At 60.0% G+C, this 22,003-nt stretch carries 20 protein-coding genes and 1 pseudogene; 16 read left to right on the top strand and 5 right to left on the bottom strand.

From position 1 onward, the window contains the following. The first annotated feature begins 41 nt into the window (after positions 1–41). Positions 42–1,541 carry an AMP nucleosidase gene (amn, locus tag KGB21_RS14430; RefSeq protein ID WP_172668662.1) on the top strand — a complete coding sequence of 500 codons (1,500 nt, stop codon included), beginning with the start codon at positions 42–44 and terminating at the stop codon, positions 1,539–1,541. Positions 1,542–1,612: 71 nt separating this feature from the next. Beyond that, positions 1,613–2,248, top strand: coding sequence for a pseudouridine synthase (locus KGB21_RS14425; protein WP_223505489.1), 636 nt, complete (start codon positions 1,613–1,615; stop codon positions 2,246–2,248). Here KGB21_RS14425 and KGB21_RS14420 read toward each other — a convergent pair. Then, positions 2,243–2,452: a DUF2788 domain-containing protein gene (locus tag KGB21_RS14420; protein WP_007937369.1), complete on the bottom strand. Its 210-nt coding sequence runs from the start codon at positions 2,450–2,452 to the stop codon at positions 2,243–2,245. The two genes, KGB21_RS14425 and KGB21_RS14420, sit on opposite strands and share 6 nt — an antisense overlap. Before the next feature lie 246 nt (positions 2,453–2,698). Next, on the bottom strand, positions 2,699–3,178 hold the full coding sequence (locus KGB21_RS14415) for an Lrp/AsnC family transcriptional regulator (protein ID WP_007937367.1): 480 nt from the start codon (positions 3,176–3,178) through the stop codon (positions 2,699–2,701). Between the two features lie 435 nt (positions 3,179–3,613). Here KGB21_RS14415 and KGB21_RS14410 point away from each other — a divergent pair, with 435 nt between their 5' ends. Then, positions 3,614–4,684: a DUF6515 family protein gene (locus tag KGB21_RS14410; protein ID WP_223505488.1), complete on the top strand. Its 1,071-nt coding sequence runs from the start codon at positions 3,614–3,616 to the stop codon at positions 4,682–4,684. Here the strand turns inward: KGB21_RS14410 and KGB21_RS14405 are convergent. Beyond that, a complete protein-coding gene (locus tag KGB21_RS14405) occupies positions 4,669–5,574 on the bottom strand; it encodes a cation diffusion facilitator family transporter (RefSeq protein WP_223505487.1) in 906 nt (301 codons plus the stop codon). The two genes, KGB21_RS14410 and KGB21_RS14405, sit on opposite strands and share 16 nt — an antisense overlap. 29 nt (positions 5,575–5,603) lie before the next feature. Then, positions 5,604–6,023: a polyribonucleotide nucleotidyltransferase gene (locus KGB21_RS14400; protein WP_223505486.1), complete on the bottom strand. Its 420-nt coding sequence runs from the start codon at positions 6,021–6,023 to the stop codon at positions 5,604–5,606. A 100-nt stretch (positions 6,024–6,123) separates the two neighbouring features. Here KGB21_RS14400 and KGB21_RS29610 point away from each other — a divergent pair. From KGB21_RS29610 to argE, 7 genes and pseudogenes are all read left to right on the top strand, one after another. Further along, positions 6,124–6,201 (top strand): annotated as a pseudogene (locus KGB21_RS29610) (ATP-dependent helicase); the annotation flags it as partial. Positions 6,202–6,295: 94 nt separating this feature from the next. Next, positions 6,296–7,297 carry a hypothetical protein gene (locus KGB21_RS14395; protein ID WP_223505485.1) on the top strand — a complete coding sequence of 334 codons (1,002 nt, stop codon included), beginning with the start codon at positions 6,296–6,298 and terminating at the stop codon, positions 7,295–7,297. Continuing rightward, positions 7,291–7,611 carry a hypothetical protein gene (locus KGB21_RS14390; protein ID WP_034148153.1) on the top strand — a complete coding sequence of 107 codons (321 nt, stop codon included), beginning with the start codon at positions 7,291–7,293 and terminating at the stop codon, positions 7,609–7,611. The genes KGB21_RS14395 and KGB21_RS14390 overlap by 7 nt, the downstream gene beginning before the upstream one ends. 43 nt (positions 7,612–7,654) lie before the next feature. Next, positions 7,655–10,171: an ATP-dependent helicase HrpB gene (hrpB, locus tag KGB21_RS14385; protein WP_223505484.1), complete on the top strand. Its 2,517-nt coding sequence runs from the start codon at positions 7,655–7,657 to the stop codon at positions 10,169–10,171. Positions 10,172–10,657: 486 nt separating this feature from the next. Beyond that, positions 10,658–11,017: a DUF6124 family protein gene (locus KGB21_RS14380; protein ID WP_223505483.1), complete on the top strand. Its 360-nt coding sequence runs from the start codon at positions 10,658–10,660 to the stop codon at positions 11,015–11,017. A 117-nt stretch (positions 11,018–11,134) separates the two neighbouring features. Continuing rightward, on the top strand, positions 11,135–11,812 hold the full coding sequence (locus KGB21_RS14375; protein ID WP_223505482.1) for a DUF1028 domain-containing protein: 678 nt from the start codon (positions 11,135–11,137) through the stop codon (positions 11,810–11,812). After that, a complete protein-coding gene (gene argE, locus KGB21_RS14370; RefSeq protein ID WP_223505481.1) occupies positions 11,805–12,968 on the top strand; it encodes an acetylornithine deacetylase in 1,164 nt (387 codons plus the stop codon). The genes KGB21_RS14375 and argE overlap by 8 nt, the downstream gene beginning before the upstream one ends. A 96-nt stretch (positions 12,969–13,064) precedes the next feature. Here the strand turns inward: argE and KGB21_RS14365 are convergent, their stop codons facing one another. Next, the gene (locus KGB21_RS14365; RefSeq protein ID WP_223505480.1) at positions 13,065–13,985 is read right to left on the bottom strand and encodes a LysR family transcriptional regulator; all 921 of its coding nucleotides are present in this window, start codon (positions 13,983–13,985) and stop codon (positions 13,065–13,067) included. A gap of 229 nt (positions 13,986–14,214) precedes the next feature. On the opposite strand from KGB21_RS14365, the gene KGB21_RS14360 reads away from it, so the two are divergent. The 6 genes from KGB21_RS14360 (at position 14,215) to KGB21_RS14335 (ending at position 21,961) form a co-directional block, all read left to right on the top strand. Continuing rightward, positions 14,215–15,705 carry an aldehyde dehydrogenase gene (locus KGB21_RS14360; RefSeq protein ID WP_223505479.1) on the top strand — a complete coding sequence of 497 codons (1,491 nt, stop codon included), beginning with the start codon at positions 14,215–14,217 and terminating at the stop codon, positions 15,703–15,705. Between the two features lie 148 nt (positions 15,706–15,853). After that, positions 15,854–16,909 (top strand): ABC transporter substrate-binding protein, encoded by a 1,056-nt coding sequence (locus KGB21_RS14355; protein WP_223505478.1) that lies wholly within the window; start codon positions 15,854–15,856, stop codon positions 16,907–16,909. Between the two features lie 97 nt (positions 16,910–17,006). Further along, positions 17,007–18,452, top strand: coding sequence for an APC family permease (locus KGB21_RS14350; protein ID WP_223505477.1), 1,446 nt, complete (start codon positions 17,007–17,009; stop codon positions 18,450–18,452). Positions 18,453–18,480: 28 nt separating this feature from the next. Next, positions 18,481–19,863 carry an aspartate aminotransferase family protein gene (locus tag KGB21_RS14345; RefSeq protein WP_223505476.1) on the top strand — a complete coding sequence of 461 codons (1,383 nt, stop codon included), beginning with the start codon at positions 18,481–18,483 and terminating at the stop codon, positions 19,861–19,863. Between the two features lie 336 nt (positions 19,864–20,199). After that, complete coding sequence (locus tag KGB21_RS14340; protein WP_223505475.1) at positions 20,200–21,465, top strand: flavin-containing monooxygenase; 1,266 nt, start codon at positions 20,200–20,202, stop codon at positions 21,463–21,465. A gap of 70 nt (positions 21,466–21,535) precedes the next feature. After that, positions 21,536–21,961 (top strand): RidA family protein, encoded by a 426-nt coding sequence (locus KGB21_RS14335; RefSeq protein ID WP_034148163.1) that lies wholly within the window; start codon positions 21,536–21,538, stop codon positions 21,959–21,961. The last annotated feature ends 42 nt before the right edge of the window (positions 21,962–22,003 follow it).

Raw genomic sequence — 22,003 nt, 5'->3', positions numbered from 1 at the left:
CCTGCATGCCACTGTTCCCGTGAAGCGACGATGCAGGCAAGATGAAGGTCTGCAAGTCAGAACACAGGATGCTGATCGTGACCGAAGCTTTTATTGTCGTTCAAACCGCCGAGCAAGCCGTGGATCGGCTTGCACTCTTGCACAATCGTGCGACCACCGCGCTCAATCAGGCGCTCAAGCGCTACCTCAAGGACCGCGTCGAGCCCGATGCCGAGCAGCGTGCTCTGTTTCGTTATCCCGAATTGCGCCTGACCTACCATTGCCATGGCGAAGTCCCGCAGACCACCCGCGCCTACGCCAAGGTCCAGCTGCCGGGCACCTACAGCGTCACCGTCACCCATCCATCGGCTTTCCGTAAATACCTGCTGGAACAGCTGGTGCCGTTGATGCACGACTTCACCGTGACCGTCGAAGTCGGTGTCAGCCAGCAGAACATTCCTTATCCGTACGTGGTCGAGCAGGGCGATGAGCTGGCCGGCTCCGGCGTGACCGCTGCCGTGCTGGCGCGGGTGTTCCCGAGCACTGATCTGTCGGCCGCCACTGATGGCATCGCCGATGGCCTGTACGATTGGGAAAACACCGATCCGCTGCCGCTGGCGCTGTTTGACGCCGCGCGTGTGGATTTCTCCCTGCGCCGCTTGGTGCATTACACCGGCAGCGACTGGCGGCATGTGCAGCCGTGGATCCTGCTGACCAACTACCACCGTTACGTTGACCAGTTCATCGTCCATGGCCTGGAACAACTGCGCAGCGATCCGCGTTTCGTGCGCATGGTGTTGCCGGGCAACGTGATCATCGAAAAGAGCATGGACCACGGCGAAGCCTCGGCGATTGCCGCGGGCGTGGTCTGGCACCGCTACCAGATGCCGGCCTATCACCTGATCGCCACCGACGGCCACGGCGTGACGCTGGTGAACATCGGCGTCGGCCCATCCAACGCCAAGAACATCACCGACCACCTGGCCGTGTTGCGCCCGCATTGCTGGCTGATGATCGGCCACTGCGGCGGCTTGCGTCAGTCCCAGACCATCGGCGATTACGTGCTCGCGCATGCTTACATGCGTCGCGACGGGATTCTTGATCGCGTGGTGCCGCCGAACATTCCGATCCCGGCCCTGGCCGAAGTGCAGATGGCCTTGCAGCAAGCGGCGGCCAACATCACCGGCGAGAAGGGCGATGAGCTGAAGAAACGCCTGCGTACCGGCACCGTGTTGACCTACGATGACCGTAACTGGGAACTGCGTTGGGCCCAGGAGCGGCCGTTGATCAACCTGTCTCGCGCCGTGGCGGTGGACATGGAAAGCGGCACGATTGCAGCGCAAGGCTATCGCTTGCGCGTGCCCTACGGCACGTTGCTCTGCGTCTCGGACAAGCCGCTGCACAGCGAGATCAAGTTGCCGGGTTCGGCCAACGCCTTCTATGAACGCGCGGTCAGCCAGCATTTGAAAATCGGTATCGAGGCGGTGGATCTGTTGCGCACCGAGCTCAACTCTCTGCACTCGCGCAAACTGCGCAGCTTCGACGAGCCGCCGTTCCGCTAACGGTTGTCATGGTCATTTGGCGGTCGGGGCACTAGCATTAGCAGCCCTGATCGCTAGATGTTCTCTCTGCCATGTCCCGTCCTCCACGTCCCGTTTCCCGCCGCCCTGGCGCGAAGCCAACCCCTTCAGCCCCGCGTCGTGTCGCCAAGGCACCACCGGCGGAGCCGAAACTGATCCTGTTCAACAAGCCGTTCGACGTGCTGACGCAATTCAGCGACGGCGAAGGGCGCGCGACGCTCAAGGATTACATCGAGATTCCCGGGATCTACCCGGCAGGACGACTGGACCGCGACAGCGAAGGCTTGCTGCTGCTGACCAACGACGGCCAGCTTCAGGCACGCATCGCCGACCCGAAACATAAACTGGCCAAGACTTATTGGGTGCAGGTAGAAGGCGAACCGAGCGCCGAGCAATTGCAGCGTTTGCGCGATGGCGTGGAGTTGAACGACGGCATGACCTTGCCCGCCGAGGCGCGGCAACTGGATGAGCCGGAGCTGTGGCCACGCAACCCGCCGGTACGCTTTCGCAAAAGCGTGCCGACCAGTTGGCTGGAGTTGGTGATTCGCGAGGGCCGTAATCGGCAGGTGCGGCGCATGACGGCGGCGGTCGGGCTGCCGACATTGCGGCTGGTGCGGGTCAGGATCGGCGACTGGACGATCGAAGGGCTCGATCAGGGCCAGTGGAAAGAAGTGCCGGCGCGCTTATAAAGTGCCGGACTCGATCAGGCCGATCACCACGCTCTTGATCACGAATGCGGCCACGCCGAGGCCCAGCACGAAGAACAGAATGAACGAGCCAAAGCGCCCGGCCTTGGACTTCTTCGCCAGATCCCAGACGATGAAACCCATGAAAATGATCAGGATGCTGACCAGTCCGGTCATCATCCACTCTTCGAAAACTGCAGGATCCATTGAACATCTCCAGCGCGGACGAGGCTAAAAGGGCGCGGGGAGTATACGCCTCGCAGGTTGCGCGAAGTATTGACCTGCGGCAGTGTGTCGCAGCTGTGGCGAGGGAGCTTGCTCCCGCCGGGGCGCGGAGCGGCCCTGAAATCTGCAATCGAGTTATCTCAGGCACACCGCATGTATCGGGCCTGCGACTGCTTCGCAGCCGAGCGGGAGCAAGCTCCCTCGCCACAGTCAGCCCCACACCCTCTATCAGCTGCGCAAATGAGTTAAAGGCAGTTCAGTACTGTTCAGAACCTGGTTCAACACAAAACTCGAACGCACGCTGGTCACGCCTTCAATCCGTGTCAGATGCCCCAGCAGCAATTTCTGATAGTGATCCATGTCCGGCACCACCACCTTGAGCTGGTAGTCGGCATCCATCCCGGTCACCAGGCTGCATTCCAACACCTGCGGCAACGTGCGAATCGCCGCTTCGAAATTCTCGAAACGCTCCGGGGTGTGCCGGTCCATGCCGATCAGCACGTAAGCGGTCAGGCTCAGGCCGAGCATCTTGCGGTCGAGCAGGGCGACCTGGCGGGAGATGTAGCCGTCGTCTTCCAGTTGTTTGACTCGCCGTGAGCAGGGCGAAGGGGACAGGCCGATGCGTTCGGCCAGCTCCTGGTTGGAGATGCGCGCATCGCGCTGCAATTCAGCCAAAATGCTCAGGTCGTAACGGTCGAGTTTGCTCATCAAACGGTCCCTTGTCGTAACTATTGCGACAGATTATCTATCCAGGGTTAAAAATTGCGCAAGTGATGTTTATTTCAGCAATCTTCGCAATCCTCTGCCAGCGCCCCAGGCCTATTCTTATCACCAGAATCACTGCTCGGACAAACAGTCCAGTGCGACTCGCCCAATCAGGCCAGTCGCGGCCACCACCCCCACCGGGGATGCGCAGGCCCCCGAGCTACACACTGTCCAGAAGACGGCGTGAGGTGAGCCGACGTCAAAAGCGTCGAGCACGGACGAAGTTCTCAAGGGGAGGCCGACGGGTCTCCCCTTTTCTTTGCCTGGAATTTGACCTCCGGCCTCAATAAATAAGTTTCGCGACTGATAACCTGTTGCAGAACCGGCCTGTGCTTTCCAAGTCTTACCTACAGGCCCTAACCCTCAGTGAGGAAAAGCATGAAGTCGCGCATCTGGCGTTTGGCCGGTGTTGGTTTGCTGTGTGTCAGTGTCACTGCGCAATCGTTCGCCGATGAGCCGCAGAACCGGGGTCCCGACGGCGGGCAGCACGGGGAGGGCGGCCATCAGGGCAACAATAATCAAGGCCATGGCGGCAACAATCAGCCGCACCAGCAGAATGGCCAGCAACAGAATCAGCCGCACCAGCAGAACAACGACGTCATTCGTGGCGACAACAGTCGCCAGTTCGAGCACAACGGCCAGAATCAGAACAATGGTCAGCACCCGCCTCGTCAACAGCCAGACTTCAACAGCCCGGTTCGGTCGCCACCGCCACCCCCACAACTGCCAGCCAATGACTTACCGATCCAGCCGCGGCCCGATGCCGTGCGCCAGACCCAGCCGCCGCAGCGTGGTTACTATCAGGACGTGCCCCGTCGTAACGATAACAACCAGCACTGGAACGGCTACATCGGCGCGCCGTCGAGTAACAATCAATGGCAAGGCCGCCCAAGCGGGCATGGCAATGGTTGGGGCCCAGGCCCGCAATATCGCCCGGGGCACGTGATCGATCGCTTCCCGGACCGCGAATACCGCGTGCCTTACCGTGGCATGGACTATTTCTATTCCGGCGGTTACTGGTATCGCCCGCTGGGGCCACGCTATGTGGTGGTCGAACCACCGCGCGGAATTCGCGTTCGCTACTTGCCGGATTACGCCGAACAAGTCTTGATCGGCGGGTCGGTGTTGTTCCTGGCGGCGGGTTCGTATTACGCCTACCAAGAGAGCACCCAGGATTACGTCGTGGTCGAGCCGCCGGTGGGCAACCTGCAAGCGCAACAGCCGCCGCAAGCTGCCAGCAACCGTTATGACGTGGAAGCGTATCCGGCCAACGGTCAGTCTCAGGAACAGGTCAATCAGGACGGTTTCGAGTGCTATCAATACGCGGTGCAACAGAGTGGTTTCGACCCGCGAACCGCGACCTATCAGCCGGACCCTTCGGTGGTGCAGAACTATCGCCAGGCCCAGGGCAACTGCCTGAGCAGTCGCGGCTATCAGGTGAGTTTCTGAGCCCTGGCGGCTTTCACCACTTCCTGCGGGTCGGCGTGCACCAACACTTCGGCTCGCGGGTAAGCGGCATGGATCGCATCGGCGGCTTGATCGCTGATGCCGTGGGCGACTGACAAGGTCAATTCCCCCGGCAGTTCCAGGTGCAACTGCACAAACCACTGGTTGCCGGAAATCCGCGTGCGCAGGTCGTGCGCACCCAACACGCCCGGCACACTGCACGCCAGTTCCAGCATGTGCTGGCTGACATCGGGCGGCAGTTCTTCATCCATCAATACCGCAAAACTTTCCCGGGCGATTGTGATCGCGCTCCAGAGGATGTACGCGGCAATCCCCAAACCGAACCAGGCGTCGACCTGTTGCCAGCCGAATCCGGCCAGCACCAGCGCCACCAGAATGCTGCCGTTGAGCAGCATGTCCGAGCGGTAATGCAGGGAGTCGGCGCGCACCGCGTTGGAGCCGGTGGCCTTGACCACCCGATGCTGCAACATCAGCAGCGCCAAAGTCAGGCCCAGGGAAAACACGATCACCCCGATGCTGATCCACGGCGCGCCCACCGGTTCCGGATGCTTGAGCCGGTCGAACGCCTGCAACGCAATCAGCACCGCACTGCCACCAATGAACAGCGCCTGCGCCATGCCGGCCAGTGATTCAGCCTTGCCATGCCCGTAGCGATGATCGTCATCGGCGGGGCGCAAGGCGTAGTGCACCGCCAGCAGGTTGAGCAGCGCTGTGACGCCGTCGAGTGTCGAGTCGGTCAACCCGGCGAGCATGCTCACCGAACCGCTCAGCCACCAGGCGATGGCTTTGGCGATGATCAGCGTGCAGGCCACCGCCACCGAGGCACGGGTCGCCAGCCGCAGCAGGCGGGCGTGTTCGACGCTTGAGATCATGGGTGCGGATGTTCCTTGTCGTGCCCCGATTACGCGGCGGGTTGCAGGCCGAACATGGCCAGTTGCTGGGTGCTGCCCTTGTGCTGGATCAGGCGCGGATCGTCCAGCGGCAGGCTGCGACCCAACTCACGCTCCAGAATAGACTGCAACTTGAGGTTATCGACCTTGCCGTCCGCGCCGATGGCGTCTTTGAGTTTTTCCGGGTCGACTTGCGCAGTCTTGCCCGGCTCGAAGTAAATCGCCCCGGTGGCGAAGTCCACGGCAAACGCGATCAGGCCGGGGATGATGTAGAACAGCAGGCCCACGGCATCGAGCACGGCAATGGCCGGGTCGATCTTGCCATCGATCTGGCCACGACGATCCGGGTAGAAAATCGAACCGCACGCGGTGACCTGAGTCAGCAGGGTCGCGACCAGAACACCGCCGATCAGGCGAAAGGGAACACGCATATGAAATCTCCTGAGTAGAACGCTAAGAGCGTTACTGGTTTGAGCTCAGACTACGCCAAACAGTTCGCCGTTATACTCGTCCCTCTGTTTGGGAGCCAGCATGATTTCTTTGCCGATTGATGAAGTTTTACCCGCCCTGCGTGAAGCCCTGGCGACACGCCATGAAGCTGTGCTCAAGTAATATCAAGCAAAGCATTTAGGCTCGTAACGCGATTATTGCACGGTAACATCGCCGCTGTTACTGTGCGTAAATCGTGTTACTTGGTGCTGAGATGAAAACCAGTCGGCAAGAAATTCAGAATTACTTCGAGCAGATTTTCGGGGCGAAGCCCGAGATCAAACGTTGGGCGAAATCCAAGGGTTTGCCTTTCTATCTCCTGGATGAATACACCTTCGACGTCGTGATGTTGCATGGCTGCCAATGCCTGCTGCTACTTGCTCACGAACCCTTCGAAAATGCAGCGAAGATTCGCAAGCACATCGACGTACTGAAAAAGACGGTCGATTACCCGATTCTCTATGCGACCGGCGCACTCCAGTCATTTGAGCGTAAACGTCTCATCGAGTCCGCGATTCAGTTTGTTGTTCCTGGCAACCAGCTGTTCGCGCCACAACTTGGACTCGATCTGCGTGAGTTCTACCGCAGCAGGCAGATAGAAAAAGAAGCCTTGAGTCCGGCCAGCCAGGCCGTGCTGATCGCAACCCTCAATCGAGGATGGGAGGAGAATCAAACCTTTCGGGGTACGGACCTCGCTGACGCAGACCTCTACTCAAAAATGACGATATCCAGGGCGATGAAAGAGCTTTATTCGTTCGGATTGATAGAGCCAGCATCCAGTGGGAAATCATCGCGTTGGCGTTTCGTGGCAGACCCAAAAGCGATATGGGAAAAATCCCTTCCTATTCTGCAAAGTCCGGTGAAACGGGTTGTGTACGCAGACTGGCATCCATCGGTGCAACGAGCTGCCGGGTTGTCAGCGCTCAGCAGGGCGTCCTTGCTGGGCGAGCCATCGATACCCGTTATTGCCTTCACCAAAGAAAGTTGGGATTCGGAAGTCGCTCGCTCAGGTCGTGCGGAAATTGACCCCATCGACGACCCTGTTGTCGAGGTCGAGATCTGGAGCTATTCCCCTGATCACGTGTCAGGTCGAACCCGGATTCCATTGCCGCCAGAAAGCGTTGATCCCCTGTCTCTCTATCTGAGCCTGAGGGACAACGTCGACGACAGAGTTCAGTTGAGCCTTGATGAAATGATGGAGAAGATTGAATGGTGAAGGGATTGGATACTTTCCGCGAAGCTTTTGCCGGTCACGCGGAGCGTTATGTGCTCATCGGTGGTGTTGCAGCCAGCCTGGCCCTTGAAGAGGCGGGCATTGAGTTCCGTTCCACGCGAGACCTGGACATTGTGCTTTTGTCTCGTCTTCTGTCGGCTGATTCAGATATCAGTCTTCCGGAGGACATCGCGACTGACTTGCGCAAATTTCTCGCCGTTATGCCCTCTCTGGACGTCGACATGAAAGCCTTGGGGCTGCGTGGTGTCACTATCGCTGAAGTCGCAGAGCGCATACGTTCAGCATTCAAGGTATAGGGCTTGTTCGCCGTATACTCGCGCCCTCTGTTTGGGAGCCAGCATGATTTCTTTGCCGATTGATGAAGTTTTACCCGCCCTGCGTGAAGCACTCGCTACGCGCCATGAAGCTGTGCTCGAAGCACCGCCCGGCGCCGGTAAGACCACCCGCGTGCCCTTGGCCTTGCTCAATGAGTCGTGGCTGGCCGGGCAGACCATCCTGATGCTCGAACCGCGTCGTTTGGCGGCGCGGGCGGCGGCGGAGCGGTTGGCCAGTGAGCTGGGTGAGAAGGTCGGCGAAACCGTGGGTTATCGCATTCGGCTCGACAGCAAGGTCGGCCCCAAGACCCGTATCGAAGTGGTCACTGAAGGTATTCTCACTCGTCGCCTTCAGGACGATCCGGCGCTGGAAGGCGTGGGGTTGCTGATCTTTGACGAGTTCCACGAACGCAGTCTCGATGCTGATCTGGCGCTGGCCCTGAGCCTCAATGGCCGGGAATTGTTCCGCGAAGATCAACCGCTGAAAATCCTTTTGATGTCCGCGACTCTGGAAGGCGAACGCCTTGCAGGGTTGCTCGACGATGCGCCGATTTTGCGTAGCGAAGGGCGCATGTACCCGGTGGCGATGCGCTGGGGCCGACCGTTTCAGGCCGGTGAATTCATCGAGCCGCGACTGGTGCAGACCATTCTCGAAGCCTTGAACGACGAAACCGGCAGCGTGCTGGTGTTCCTGCCGGGGCAGGCGGAAATACGGCGCGTGCATCAGCAATTGGCCGATGCGCTGGGCGATAACCCTCAGGTTTTACTTTGCCCGTTGCACGGCGAACTGGACCTCGCAGCGCAACGTGCGGCGATTGATCCGGCGCCGCTGGGCAAGCGCAAAGTGGTGCTGGCCACCAACATCGCCGAGACCAGCCTGACCATCGATGGCGTGCGCGTGGTGATCGATGCCGGGCTGGCGCGGGTGCCGCGATTCGATCCCGGCAGCGGCATGACCCGCCTCGACACCCAGCGCATTTCCAAGGCCAGCGCCACGCAACGCGCGGGTCGGGCCGGGCGACTGGAGCCGGGTGTGTGTTATCGCTTGTGGTCGCAGGATCAGCACGAGCAACTGGCGGCCTACGGCAGTGCGGAAATTCTCTCGGCGGACCTCGCCGGATTGGCGTTGCAGTTGGGGCGTTGGGGCGTGACGCCGGGCCAGTTGGTTTGGCTGGATGTACCACCGGCAGCGGCTTATGCACAGGCTCAGGACTTGCTCGATCGACTGGGTGCGTTGGATGGCGAAGCGCTGACCCGTCACGGTCAGGCCATGGCCGAATTGCCGGCGCATCCGCGTATCGCGCATCTGTTGTTGCGCGGGCAAGCGCTCGGTTTGGCCGACATGGCGTGTGACGTCGCGGCACTGCTCGGCGAGCGCGATATTTTGCGTGGCGCCGGCGCGGATCTGCACAGCCGACTGGTGCTGTTGTCCGGTGAAGAACGCGCCGCTCGCGGTGCTCAGGGCGGGGTGCAGCGAGCGCGGCAACTGGCGCGGCAATATCGCGGTTATCTGCGTGGCAAGGCGTCGGAACCGGTCAGCGATCCCGACCATCCGCGTTGGCTCGGGGCGCTGCTGGCGCTGGCCTATCCCGACCGCGTTGCCCAACAGCGCCGGGCTGGTGGTGCCGAGTATCGTTTGGCCAACGGTCGCGCGGCGTTGTTCGCTGAAGCGGACAGTTTGATGAAGCAAGCGTGGCTGGTGATCGCCGATCTGGGCAGTCGTCAGGGCCAGCGTGAAGAGCGGATTTATCTGGCGGCGGATTTTGATCCAGCGCTGTTCGATTCAGTGTTGGCGGAGCAGGTGCGCTGCGTCGATCAACTGGATTGGGACGAGCGCGAAGGCGTGTTGCGCGCCGAGCGCCAGCGCAAGGTTGGTGAGCTGATCCTCAGCCGCGAACCGCTGACCGGGCTCGATGAAACTGCACGCAGTCAGGCGCTGGTCAATTTGGTGCGACGCAAAGGTCTGGAGCTGTTGCCGTGGACACCGGAGCTGCGCCAATGGCAGGCGCGGGTGGCGTTGTTGCGTCAGCTGGATATGGCCGGCAAGGGCGAAAGCGAATGGCCGGACGTCAGCGACGCTGCGCTGCTCAAAAACCTCGAACACTGGCTGATGCCGTATCTGGGCAAAGTTTCGCGGCTCAGTCATTTCGCCAATCTCGACCTGTCGAGCATCGTCCACAACCTGCTGCCGTGGCCGCTGCCGCAGCGGCTCGACGAGTTGGCGCCGCATCATCTGAGCGTGCCCTCCGGCTCATCGATTCGTCTGGACTACAGCGAGCAACCGCCGATTCTCGCGGTGCGTTTGCAGGAACTGTTCGGCCTGGCCGAAACCCCGCGCATCGCCGGTGGCCGGCAAGTGGTCAAGCTGCACCTGCTGTCCCCGGCACGGCGGCCGGTGCAGGTGACGCAGGATCTGGCGAACTTCTGGCGCAGTACCTACGCCGAGGTAAAGAAGGATTTGAAGGGGCGGTATCCGAAGCACTATTGGCCGGATGATCCCTTGGTCGCTGAAGCCACGGCACGAATCAAACCGCGCAAGTAAACCTCGTCCCCTGTAGGAGCGAGCCTGCTCCGGGCGGCGTTCCGACGATGGTCGTGAACGATAACGCGCAAAACCAGATACGCAGCGGTGTCCTTGAGCCTTTCGCGAGCAGGCTCGCTCCTACAGGTTTTACCGGCGCAGGGCTCGTGTTTAAAGGCGTTTAAGGATACTTCCTGCAAGCTACAAGACCTTGCGCCGTTGCCTACGGGTACGCCAGAATCCGCCGGCTTGTGCGCTTTGGAGGCCATCGGTAACTTGATTCGCGTCACTGCTCATCAGTGACCGGGTTTAGTCGCCCGGCTATCCATTCACGGTTGCATAAGTGTCATCCAGTCAGGTGTTCACCTGTACTTGATGGTGGCTGTGCGCATGGCGCCCTCGGGCGCGCCGGGTTTGGGTGGTTTACCGGTCGACTAACTTGCGCACAGCCGCCTCCCTTTCGTTTAGTCGCGAGATGGTCACGGCCTCACTTGAGGTTAATTGCCCATGTTCAAACCTACACCGAACCCGCCAGACACCGATCCGGCATCCCCATACGACCCCGATTCCAAAAAACTCAACGAGGCCGCCGAACGCGCCCTCAACTTCCACTTCCCCTCGACCGCCGACATCAAAGCTACACCGCGTACCGTCAGCACCCTGTTCACCGTCGACCCGGAGGCCACGAGCGAAACCTTGATGGTGTATCTGGTGGAAACGCTGGCCTCGGTGGATGTGATGGTCCATCAGTTGGTCGATCACCTGGACGGCGGATCGCGCAATGCGCTGCTGGGGATTTCCAACAGCGTGATGCTGGCGGAGATCACGGCCAATCGGGTGCTGGATCAGATTGATCCGCCTGAATAACACGACAGGCCTGACCAGTTTTTTCCTTCCCCAAAGCCACAAAAAACCTGCTTTCTCCCATTCCAGTGCATGCACAGAATGCAGTTGCGCGTGCATTGGAATTTTAAGGAGTGAGTCATGACGTTCTCGATTATCGGACGCTGCCCTGAAACCGGGCAGCTCGGTATTGCCATCAGCTCTTCAAGCATTGCGGTCGGTGCGCGTTGCCCTTGGGCGCGGGCGGGTGTCGGTGCGGTGTCTACGCAGAACATTACGCTGCCGGCGCTGGGGCCACAGATCCTGGACTTGCTGGAGCATCAGCATCTGGAGCCTGAGGCAGCGCTGGACCGGGCGCTGACGTCCAATGGCTGGAGTCAGTACCGACAAGTGACGGTGATCGATGCGTCGGGCCGGATTGCGCTGTTCAGCGGCAAGGAGTCGCTGGGTGTGCACAACGCGGTGAAAGGCGAGCAGTGTGTCGCGGCAGGTAATTTGCTCAGCGACGTGCGGGTCATCGAGGCCATGGTCGTGGCGTTCGAGGCCGAGCCGGGTCAGTTGGCCGACCGTTTGCTGGCGGCCATGCACGCGGCGATGGCGGCCGGTGGTGAGGCCGGTCCGGTGCATTCCGCTGCGCTGAAAGTGGTGGGTGACCATACGTGGCCGATCATCGACTTGCGGGTTGATTGGGCCGAGGAAGATCCCATCGGGCAGCTGGATGGCCTCTGGCAAGCCTATCGACCACAAATGCAGGACTACCTGACGCGCGCACTCAACCCGACGACGGCCCCGAGCTACGGAGTGCCGGGCGATGAGTGAGGCGTCCAGTCGCGACCTGCTGGAACGCCTGGTTGGTTTCGCCACCGTCAGCCGCGATTCCAACCTCGAATTGATCCGTTTCATCGAGGCGTATCTGGCCAGGCATGGTGTGCAGAGTGAGCTGTTCTTCAACGAAGAAGGCACCAAGGCCAATCTGTTCGCGACCATCGGCCCGCTCAAATCCGGTGGTGTCGTGCTCTCGGGCCACACTGATGTGGTACCGGTTGACGGGCAGGCCTGGACGGTCGATCCGTTCCAGATGACGGAAAAGGATGGACGCCTGTACGGCCGTGGCACGGCGGACATGAAAGGGTTCATCGCCTCGGTGCTCGCGGCGGTGCCGACCTTTGTGCAACGTCCGCTTCTGCGGCCGGTGCACCTGGCGTTTTCCTACGATGAGGAAGTTGGTTGCCTGGGTGTCAGGCCGATGCTGGCCGAGCTGGAGAAGCGGCCTTTCAAGCCACGACTGTGTCTGATCGGCGAACCGACAGAACTCAAGCCTGTGCTCGGCCACAAAGGCAAACTCGCGATGCGCTGCGAAGTGCGCGGTGCCGCGTGCCATTCGGCGTATGCGCCGTATGGGGTAAACGCGATTGAATATGCCGCGCAGTTGATTGGCCAGTTGGGCGTTATCGGTGCCGGGCTCGCTCATCCTGATCATCACGACGAACGTTTCGATCCGCCGTTTTCGACGGTGCAAACGGGTGTGATCAAAGGTGGCCGGGCGTTGAATATTGTTCCTGCTGAATGTGAGTTCGATTTTGAGGTCAGGGCGCTGCCGGATTTCGATGCTCAAGTGGTTGCGGACCAGCTCCAAACCTACGCCGAGGAACATGTACTGCCGAAGATGCGCGCGGTGCAGGCGGACACGGATATTCGATTGCGGCCACTGAGCGCTTACCCCGGTTTGGCGACACCGCCCGAGAGTGACGCGGCGCGGTTGCTGGCGTTGTTGAGCAACTCTTCAGACTTTGGAACGGTGGCGTTCGGGACTGAGGGAGGGCTGTTTGATCAGGCTGGCATCCCCACGGTGGTCTGTGGTCCAGGCAGCATGGATCAAGGGCACAAGCCTGATGAGTTTATTGCGGTGGAGCAGTTGAGCGGTTGCGATGCGATGCTGGTGCGATTGGCTGACTATCTGCGTGGCGACATTTAACTGTAGGAGCGAGCCTGCTCGCGATGGTCGTTAACGATAACGCGTGTTTACTGGCTACACGCGGCGCTCTTGAGTCCATCGCGAGCAGGCTCGCTCCTACAGGGGTTCTGCTACTTTCTGGGTCAGCTGCTCGCGGCAGAAGTCCACGAACAACTGCGCAGGCTTGGTCAGTTGACTGCGTTTGAGGTGGGCGGATGCCAGGCCGGACATTGTCACCGGTTCTTTGATGTTCACCGAGATCACCTTCTTGCCATCGTAAGTGCATTCCGAATGCGGGCGGGTGACCAGGATCGAGAAGCCGAAACCCTGGCCAACCATGCCGCGCACCATCTCGATCGAAGGTGAGCTGAACACGATGTTGGGCGTCAGATCCAGTTCGTGGAACAGGCTCACGAAATAAGTCCGGCTCGGCTGCACATCGAGCAGAATCATCGGCTCGCTGCACAAGTCCCGCAGCGATACTTCGTTCTGGTCGGCGAAGCGATGGCCTTCAGGCAACAGGACGTAAGGCTTTTGCGGTGGCATCAGCGGCGTGGTCTGGATGGTGCCGTCCAGCCCGTGATCGTAGAGGAAGGCCACGTCGAAAGTGCCTGCGGTCAGGCCTTGCACCAGCTCTTGTTGTTCGCCATCGCGAATGCGGATGTCCACGCCCGGGTACAGCTTGCGAAAACCGGCGATCAGTTGTGGCAAATACAACGGCGCGACGGTCTCGAAGCAGCCGATGTCGATTTGTCCGGACACCGTGTCGTTATCCGCCAGCGCATTCTGTTCAAACTCCCGGGCCATCCGCAGCAGTTCCTGCGCCTTGTGGTAGAAGCGCGTGCCGGTGGGCGTCAGGGAAACGCCCTGGGCGTGGTGGCGGATGAACAGTTGGACGTTGAATGACTCTTCCAGACTCTTGATCGCCGTGGAAACGGAAGGCTGCGCGATGTACAGCTGTCGCGAGGCTTCGGCGACGCTGCCGGCTTCTACCGTTGTGACGAAATACTTGAGTTGCCGCAATGTATAGGAAGCCACACGCACCTCGTTTTGCTCTGTTTTGCGCTGAAAGACCGGATGGCCGTCGCACAGATTGTTGACTGAACCTTACCCTATGCGGGTTCTGGACTGGGGCAGCGCTTACCCAGTTTTTTCTTATACCCCGAGCACATTTTTAATAATTTTCCTCTGCGTACGGTTGCCGCACTATCTCTCCAACCTCTGATAACAACCCCGACCACCCAGGCGGTCGTAAAGGGAGCGTAGCGTGTTCGACCTCGACTATTGGCAGCAACGAGCTGCCCGGCAAACCTTCTCTGATAAAGCCTTGATCGATGGCCGGCAGGTCGCTGCCGCTTCAGGCGCGACCTTCGATTCGATCAATCCGGCGACCAATCAGTTGCTTGCCCGTGTCGCCGCGTGTGGCGAAGTGGAAGTGGAACTGGCCGTGCGCAGTGCGCGTCGCGCTTTCAACGAAGGCCCGTGGGCACGGATGGCACCGGTCGAGCGCAAGCGGGTGATGCTGCGTCTGTCCGAGCTGGTGCTGGCTCACCGCGAAGAACTCGCGCTGCTGGATTCGCTGAACATGGGTAAGCCAGTGATGGACGCCTACAACATCGACGTCCCCGGTGCCGCCCATGTGTTCGCCTGGTACGGCGAGTCGCTGGACAAGCTGTACGACCAGGTCGCCCCGACCGCGTCATCGGCACTGGCGACCATCACCCGTGAAGCGCTGGGCGTTGTTGCGGCCGTCGTGCCGTGGAACTTCCCGCTCGACATGGCTGCCTGGAAACTTGCCCCGGCGCTGGCGGCCGGCAACAGCGTGGTGCTCAAGCCTGCCGAGCAATCACCGTTCTCGGCGCTGCGTCTGGCCGAACTGGCGCTGGAAGCCGGTTTGCCGCCGGGCGTGCTGAACGTGCTGCCGGGGCTGGGCGAATCCGCCGGCAAGGCGCTGGGCTTGCATCCTGACGTCGACTGCCTGGTGTTCACCGGGTCGACTCAGGTGGGCAAATACTTCATGCAGTACGCCGCGCAATCGAACCTCAAACAGGTGTGGCTGGAGTGTGGCGGCAAGAGCCCGAGCCTGGTGTTCGATGATTGCCGTGATCTTGATCTGGCGGCGGAGAAAGCGGCGTTCGGCATCTTCTTCAATCAGGGCGAGGTGTGCTCGGCCAACTCGCGGCTGTATGTGCAGAACTCGGTCAAAGATGAGTTTATCGAGCGTCTGTTGGAGAAAGCCAAAGCCTGGATGCCCGGCGATCCACTTAACCCTGCAAGCCCGGCTGGCGCGATCGTCGATTCGACCCAGGCGTCGTGCGTGATGAGTGCGATCGAACGCGCCCACGAAGACGGCGCCCGACTGCTTACCGGTGGCCGTCGCTTGAGCTTCAACGGCTCCGACAACTTTATCGAGCCGACCATTTTTGCCGACGTTGATCATGACTCGCACCTGTCCCGTGAAGAAGTGTTCGGGCCGGTGCTGGCGATTTCCACCTTCGACAGCGAAGAACAAGCGGTGCGCCTGGCCAACGACAGCATCTATGGCCTGGCCGCTTCGGTGTGGAGCGACGATCTGAATCGCGCACACCGAGTGGCGCGTGCACTGAAGGCCGGCACGGTTTCGGTGAATACCGTGGACGCCCTCGATGTCAGCGTGCCGTTCGGTGGTGGCAAGCAATCGGGTTTCGGCCGGGACCTGTCGTTGCACTCGTTTGATAAATACACCCAGTTGAAAACCACCTGGTTTCAATTGCGTTGAGTGTTTCCTGAGTGAATAGCCGCACGTTATTTGCGTGCGGTTAAAGAATAAAAAGATGTTCTCGCGCGGCTTGTAGTGCGCGTACTTGCGGCCGCGTGGTCGTGACTGCCTCAGTAACTAATCACAATTAAAAAGTGAGGGAGCTTCCATGTTCAAATATTCAACTTCGAGTGTTACAGCAGCGGCTGGTTTAACTGCGCTACTGGTCGGTACGGTGCCGGTTATTGCACAGGCCGAAAGTCTCACGGTTATTTCGTTCGGTGGTGCGACCAAGGCGGCGCAGGAGGGGGCTTACTTCAAACCCTTCGAACAAAGCGGTGCTGGCAAAGTTGTGGTCGGCGAGTACAGCGGAGAACTGTCCAAAGTCAAAGCCATGGTCGATGTCGGCCAGGTCAGCTGGGACGTGGTCGAAGTGGAAAGCCCTGAGCTGCTGCGTGGCTGTGAAGAGGGATTGTTTGAGCGGCTGGACCCGGCGCTGATCGGGGATTCAAAAAGCTATTTGCCGGGTGCGGTCAGCGAGTGCGGCGTGGCCAGTTACGTGTGGTCGATGGTGCTCGCCTACAACTCGAACAAGGTCAGCGCAGCGCCCACGTCTTGGGCGGACATGTGGAACCTGCAGCAATTCCCCGGCAAGCGTGGCCTGCGCAAAGGCGCCAAATACACGCTGGAAGTGGCGCTGCTCGCTGACGGGGTCAAACAGGATGACCTGTACAAAGTGCTGGGCACCAAGGAGGGCGTGGACCGGGCGTTTCACAAGCTCGACCAGATCAAGCCCTCGATCCAGTGGTGGGAAGCCGGCGCCCAGCCGCCGCAATGGCTCGCGGCCGGTGACGTCGTGATGTCGGCCGCCTACAACGGCCGGATTGCCGTGGCGCAGAAGGAAGGTTCGAAACTCGCCATCTCGTGGAACGGCCACCTCTATGATCCTGATCACTGGGCGATTGTTCGCGGCAGTCCGAACAAGGCGCTGGCCGAGCGTTTCATCGTGTTTGCCAGCCAGGCGAGCGGTCAGAAATCCTTCTCCACGCAGATTCCCTACGGCCCGATCCGCAAGGACGTGCTGGCGCAGCTACCGGCCGACACGCTGGCCCAACTGCCAACGGCTCAAGCCAATTTGTCTGAAGGTCAGTTGGTGGATGCCACGTTCTGGGTCGATCACGGCGAAGAGCTGGAGGAACGTTTCAACGCCTGGGCGGCACGCTAAGCCGCTGTTGTCATCAATCGCCACTCAAGGATGAGTCGCGATGTCCCTGCCTTCCACGCGGAGGCAATCAACAACAAGAAAACACGGGGAGTTTGTCATGAGTTCAACTACAACCGCGTCCATCCAGGCGCCGTCCGGTGGTTTGCGCCGGGTCCTGGGGCTGGGCTCGCTGCTGGCCGTTGCGGTGGGCGTCGTGGTCTCGCAAGGCGTCATGGTGCTGATGCTGCAAGGTGCGGGCATTGCCGGTTTCGGTTTTATCATTCCGCTGGCCATCGCCTATGTGCTGGCGATCACTTATGCCTGGTCGTTTTCCGAGCTGGCCTTGATGATCCCGCGAGCGGGCAGCCTCAGCAGTTACACCGAAGTGGCGATCGGGCATTTCCCGGCGATTCTCGCGACCTTCTCGGGCTACATGGTGGTGGCGATGTTTGCGCTGTCTGCCGAATTGCTGTTGCTGGACCTGGTGATCAGCAAGGTCTATCCGGATGTCATTCCGCACATGGTGGTGGCCTACGGCGTGCTGGGGTTGTTCACCGTTTTGAACCTGTTCGGCATTGATGTCTTCGCCAAACTGCAGAATGTGCTGGCGCTGGTGATGGTGGTGATACTCGTCGCCATGGGCCTGGCGTCACTGAGTAACGGCCAGGCGAGTTTGCAACTCCCGCTGGATCAGGGCTGGAACCCGCTGGAGTTCGGCGCAATCACCTTGGCGGCCATGGCTGTCTGGGGTTTTGTCGGGGCGGAATTCGTCTGCCCGCTGGTGGAAGAAACCCGCAATCCGGAGCGCAATATTCCACGCTCGATGACCATTGGCTTGACGGTGATTTTCGGCGTGATTGCCTTGTATTGCTTCGGCGCTTTGCTGTGCATCCCGCGTGAGCAATTGGCCAGTGATGCCTTGCCTCATTACCTGCTGGCCACCACGGTTTTCGGTGAGGCCGGCAAGTTGTTCCTGGTGGTAGCGGCCATTACCGCGACTTGCAGCACCGTGAATTCGTCCTTGGCGGCCTTGCCGCGCATGCTCTACGGCATGGCGCAAAACGGTCAGGCATTCCCGCAATTCAAGAAGCTTACGGCGCGTGGTCGCACGCCTTGGGTGGCGGTGCTGTTCGTTGCAGCGATCACCGGCCTGCCGATCCTCATTCTGGGGCACGACGCGGCGGCGATCAGCTTGCTGCTTCTGGCGGCCGCGCTCGCCTGGCTGCTGGCCTACATCATCGTGCACATCGATGTAATCGCCTTGCGCCGGCGCTATCCCCATCTGGCCCGTCCATTCCGCTCACCGTTTTATCCATGGCCACAGGTGGTCGGCATTCTCGGCATGCTGTTTGCGATCTACCACGTGTCGCCAACGCCAGAGATGACCGCCAGCATTTTCGGTTGCGCCGGTGTGGTGCTGGGCGTGATATCGGTGATTGCCGTGGTGTGGGTCAAGTTCGTGATGCGCAAACCACTGTTCACGCCAGAACCACTCATTCAAAACCAATCCCAGGGCAACGACGTGCCGAAGATGACACCGATCGCCACGGTGTCCGGGAACTGAACCTTTATTCAATTCAGGAGAATAAGAGATGACAACTGACTACAAACCCCAGCGCGAAACCAAGGACTATCAAGCGGCCGACGCCGCCCACCACATTCACGCATTCCTCGATCAGAAGGCGTTGAACGAAGAGGGTCCGCGCGTGATCGTCGGTGGCGACCGTCTGCATCTGTGGGACAACGACGGCAATCGTTACCTCGATGGCATGTCCGGTTTGTGGTGCACCAACCTCGGTTATGGGCGCAAGGATCTCGCCGCAGCGGCGACCCGTCAGCTGGAACAGTTGCCGTACTACAACATGTTCTTCCACACCACTCACCCGGCCGTGGTCGAGCTTTCCGAACTGCTGTTCAGCTTGCTGCCCAAGCACTACAGCCACGCGATCTACACCAACTCCGGCTCCGAGGCCAACGAGGTGCTGATCCGCACTGTGCGCCGTTACTGGCAGGTGCTCGGCAAGCCGCAGAAGAAGGTCATGATCGGTCGCTGGAACGGATACCACGGCTCTACCCTGGCTGCCAGCGCGATGGGCGGGATGAAGTTCATGCACGAAATGGGCGGGGTGATTCCTGACGTCGCGCACATCGATGAACCCTACTGGTTCGGCCATGAAGGTGATCTGACGCCCGCCGAATTCGGCCTGCGCGCGGCTCAACAACTGGAAACCAAGATTCTCGAACTGGGCGCGGAAAACGTTGCCGCGTTCATCGCCGAGCCGTTCCAGGGTGCTGGCGGCATGATCTTCCCGCCAGAGAGCTACTGGCCGGAAATCCAGCGAATCTGCCGCAAGTACGACGTGCTGTTGTGTGCTGACGAGGTGATCGGTGGCTTCGGACGCACGGGCGAATGGTTTGCCCACCAGCACTTTGATTTCGAGCCGGACACCCTGTCGATCGCCAAGGGCCTGACGTCGGGTTACATCCCCATGGGCGGACTGATTCTGAGTCGGCGCATGGCCGAAGTGCTGGTCGAGCAGGGCGGTGTGTTTGCCCACGGCCTGACCTATTCCGGTCACCCGGTGGCGGCGGCCGTGGCGATTGCCAACCTCACGGCGTTGCGCGATGAGGGCGTGGTCAGCCAAGTGAAGAGCGACACTGGCCCGTACTTTCAGCAGTGCCTGCGCGAGGTGTTTGGCAATCACCCGCTGGTGGGTGAGATTCAGGGTGTCGGCCTGGTCGCGGCGTTGCAGTTTGCCGAGGACAAGGCGACCCGCAAGCGCTTCGCCAACGAAGGCGACATCGCCTGGCGTTGCCGCACGATTGGCTTTGAAGAGGGCGTGATTATTCGCTCGACGCTTGGCCGCATGATCATGGCACCGGCATTGATCGCGACCCGCGCTGAAATCGATGAATTGGTTGCCAAGACCAAGATTGCAGTTGATCGAACCGCGCAAGAAATTGGCGTGCTCTAAATAACGATCAGGCTCGCTCCATGAACTGTAGGAGCGAGCCTGCTCGCGATGGTCGTTAACGATAATGTGTATTGCCTGAATGAACGCGGTGCTTTCAAGTTTATCGCGAGCAGGCTCGCTCCTACAGTGACTGTGTTTATCCAGAAAGTACCGAACTTAGTTGTTGGTTAGTTTTTTCATGGGCAGCAACTACAAAAATCATAATTTCGTTCTTGGCATTCGCTAAGCACAATAAAACTACCCCGCCTGCAAAGTTGTTTACGCGGAATTAATTATTCAAACAGCAGAATTGTCGCGACATGTCGCGCCATAGTCGCCTCTCTGAAGGACACAAGCATGAATGATAAAAAGATAGAAATAGATACGCTTGTTGTCGGTGCCGGCCAGGCTGGCGTCGCCATGAGCGAGCACCTGAGCAAACTCGGTGTGCCGCATCTCGTCCTTGAGCGTAATCGCATCGCAGAAGCGTGGCGCACCGGGCGCTGGGATTCGTTGGTTGCCAACGGCCCGGTCTGGCACGACCGCTTTCCCGGATTGGCTTTCGAAGAGCTGGAACCGGATGCCTTCGCCTCAAAAGATCAGGTGGCGGCTTATTTCGAAGCCTATGCCGAGAAATTCGAAGCGCCGATTCGTACCGGTGTAGAAGTCAAAAAGGTTGTACGCAACGCCGATCGCCCAGGCTTCACCATCGAAACCTCAGAAGGCGTAATCGAAGCCAATCGCGTGGTGGCGGCCACCGGTCCTTTCCAGCGCCCGGTCATCCCACCGATTGCGCCGAAAGACGACACCATCACACAGATTCACTCGGCTCAATATTTCAACCCGCAGCAACTGCCCGAGGGCGGCGTGCTGGTGGTAGGCGCAGGCTCCTCCGGGGTGCAGATTGCTGATGAGTTACAGCGCGCCGGTAAACAGGTTTATCTTTCGGTCGGCCAGCATGACCGTCCGCCTCGCGCCTATCGCAACCGTGACTTCTGCTGGTGGCTCGGGGTTCTGGGGCTGTGGGATCTGGAAACCATGGAGCCGGGTCGTGAGCACGTCACTATTGCGGTGAGCGGCGCGCGTGGCGGGCAGACCGTGGATTTCCGAGTGCTGGCCCAGCAAGGCGTCAAACTGGTGGGGCTGACCCAGTCGTTCAACGACGGCGTGGTGACGTTCCAGCAGGACCTCGCGCGCAACATCGCTGCCGGAGACGAGAATTACCTGTCGCTGCTGGATACCGCAGATGCCTACGTGGCGCGCAACGGCCTCGACCTGCCGGAAGAGCCCGAAGCTCGCTTCACCCTTCCTGATCCTGACTGCGTTACAAACCCGATTCTTGAACTGGATCTGGCGGAAGCGGGTATCACCTCGATCATTTGGGCCACCGGCTATGCAGTCGATTACAGCTGGCTACAAGTCGACGCCTTCGACGACAAGGGTAAGCCTCGTCATCAACGTGGCGTGTCGAGCGAGCCCGGGGTTTATTTCGTCGGTCTGCCGTGGCTGTCGCGCCGGGGTTCGAGCTTTATCTGGGGCGTTTGGCACGACGCCAAACACGTCGCCGGGCACATCGCGACCCAGCGCCAGTACCTGGAATACCGCGACCCGTCGCAGCGCTGAGAATCGATCGAGGAATGGCCCGCCGGCCATTCCCACAACCTTATCAATCAAGTTTCAGGGGAGTCAGTTGATGCCTACTCACACGCGAATCCGCATGTTCAATACCAAAGACACCTATCCCAATCAGTCGCTGGATAACGATCTTTGCCAAGCCGTACGCGCCGGCAACACGGTGTATGTACGCGGCCAGATCGGCACCGATTTCGACGGCAACCTGGTGGGCCTTGGTGATCCGGGCGCGCAAGCGGAACAGGCGATGAAAAACGTCAAACAGCTTCTGGAAGAGGCGGGCAGCGATCTGTCCCATATCGTCAAAACCACCACCTACATCATTGACCCGCGCTACCGCGAGCCGGTGTATCAAGTGGTGGGCAAGTGGTTGAAGGGCGTGTTCCCGATCTCCACCGGCCTGGTCATCTCCGGGCTCGGCCAACCGCAATGGCTGATGGAAATCGACGTGATCGCGGTCATCCCGGACGACTGGAAAAAAGACTGACTTGTAGGAGCTGTCTCGCGAAGCGAGGCTGCGATCTTTTGA

Origin of the sequence: Pseudomonas sp. GL-RE-29, from assembly GCF_019947275.1 — a bacterium.
In the GTDB taxonomy this organism is placed as follows: Bacteria; Pseudomonadota; Gammaproteobacteria; order Pseudomonadales; family Pseudomonadaceae; genus Aquipseudomonas; species Aquipseudomonas fluorescens_A.
Note: the sequence above shows the minus strand (reverse complement) of the source record. Positions and strands in the feature narration are given on the sequence as shown.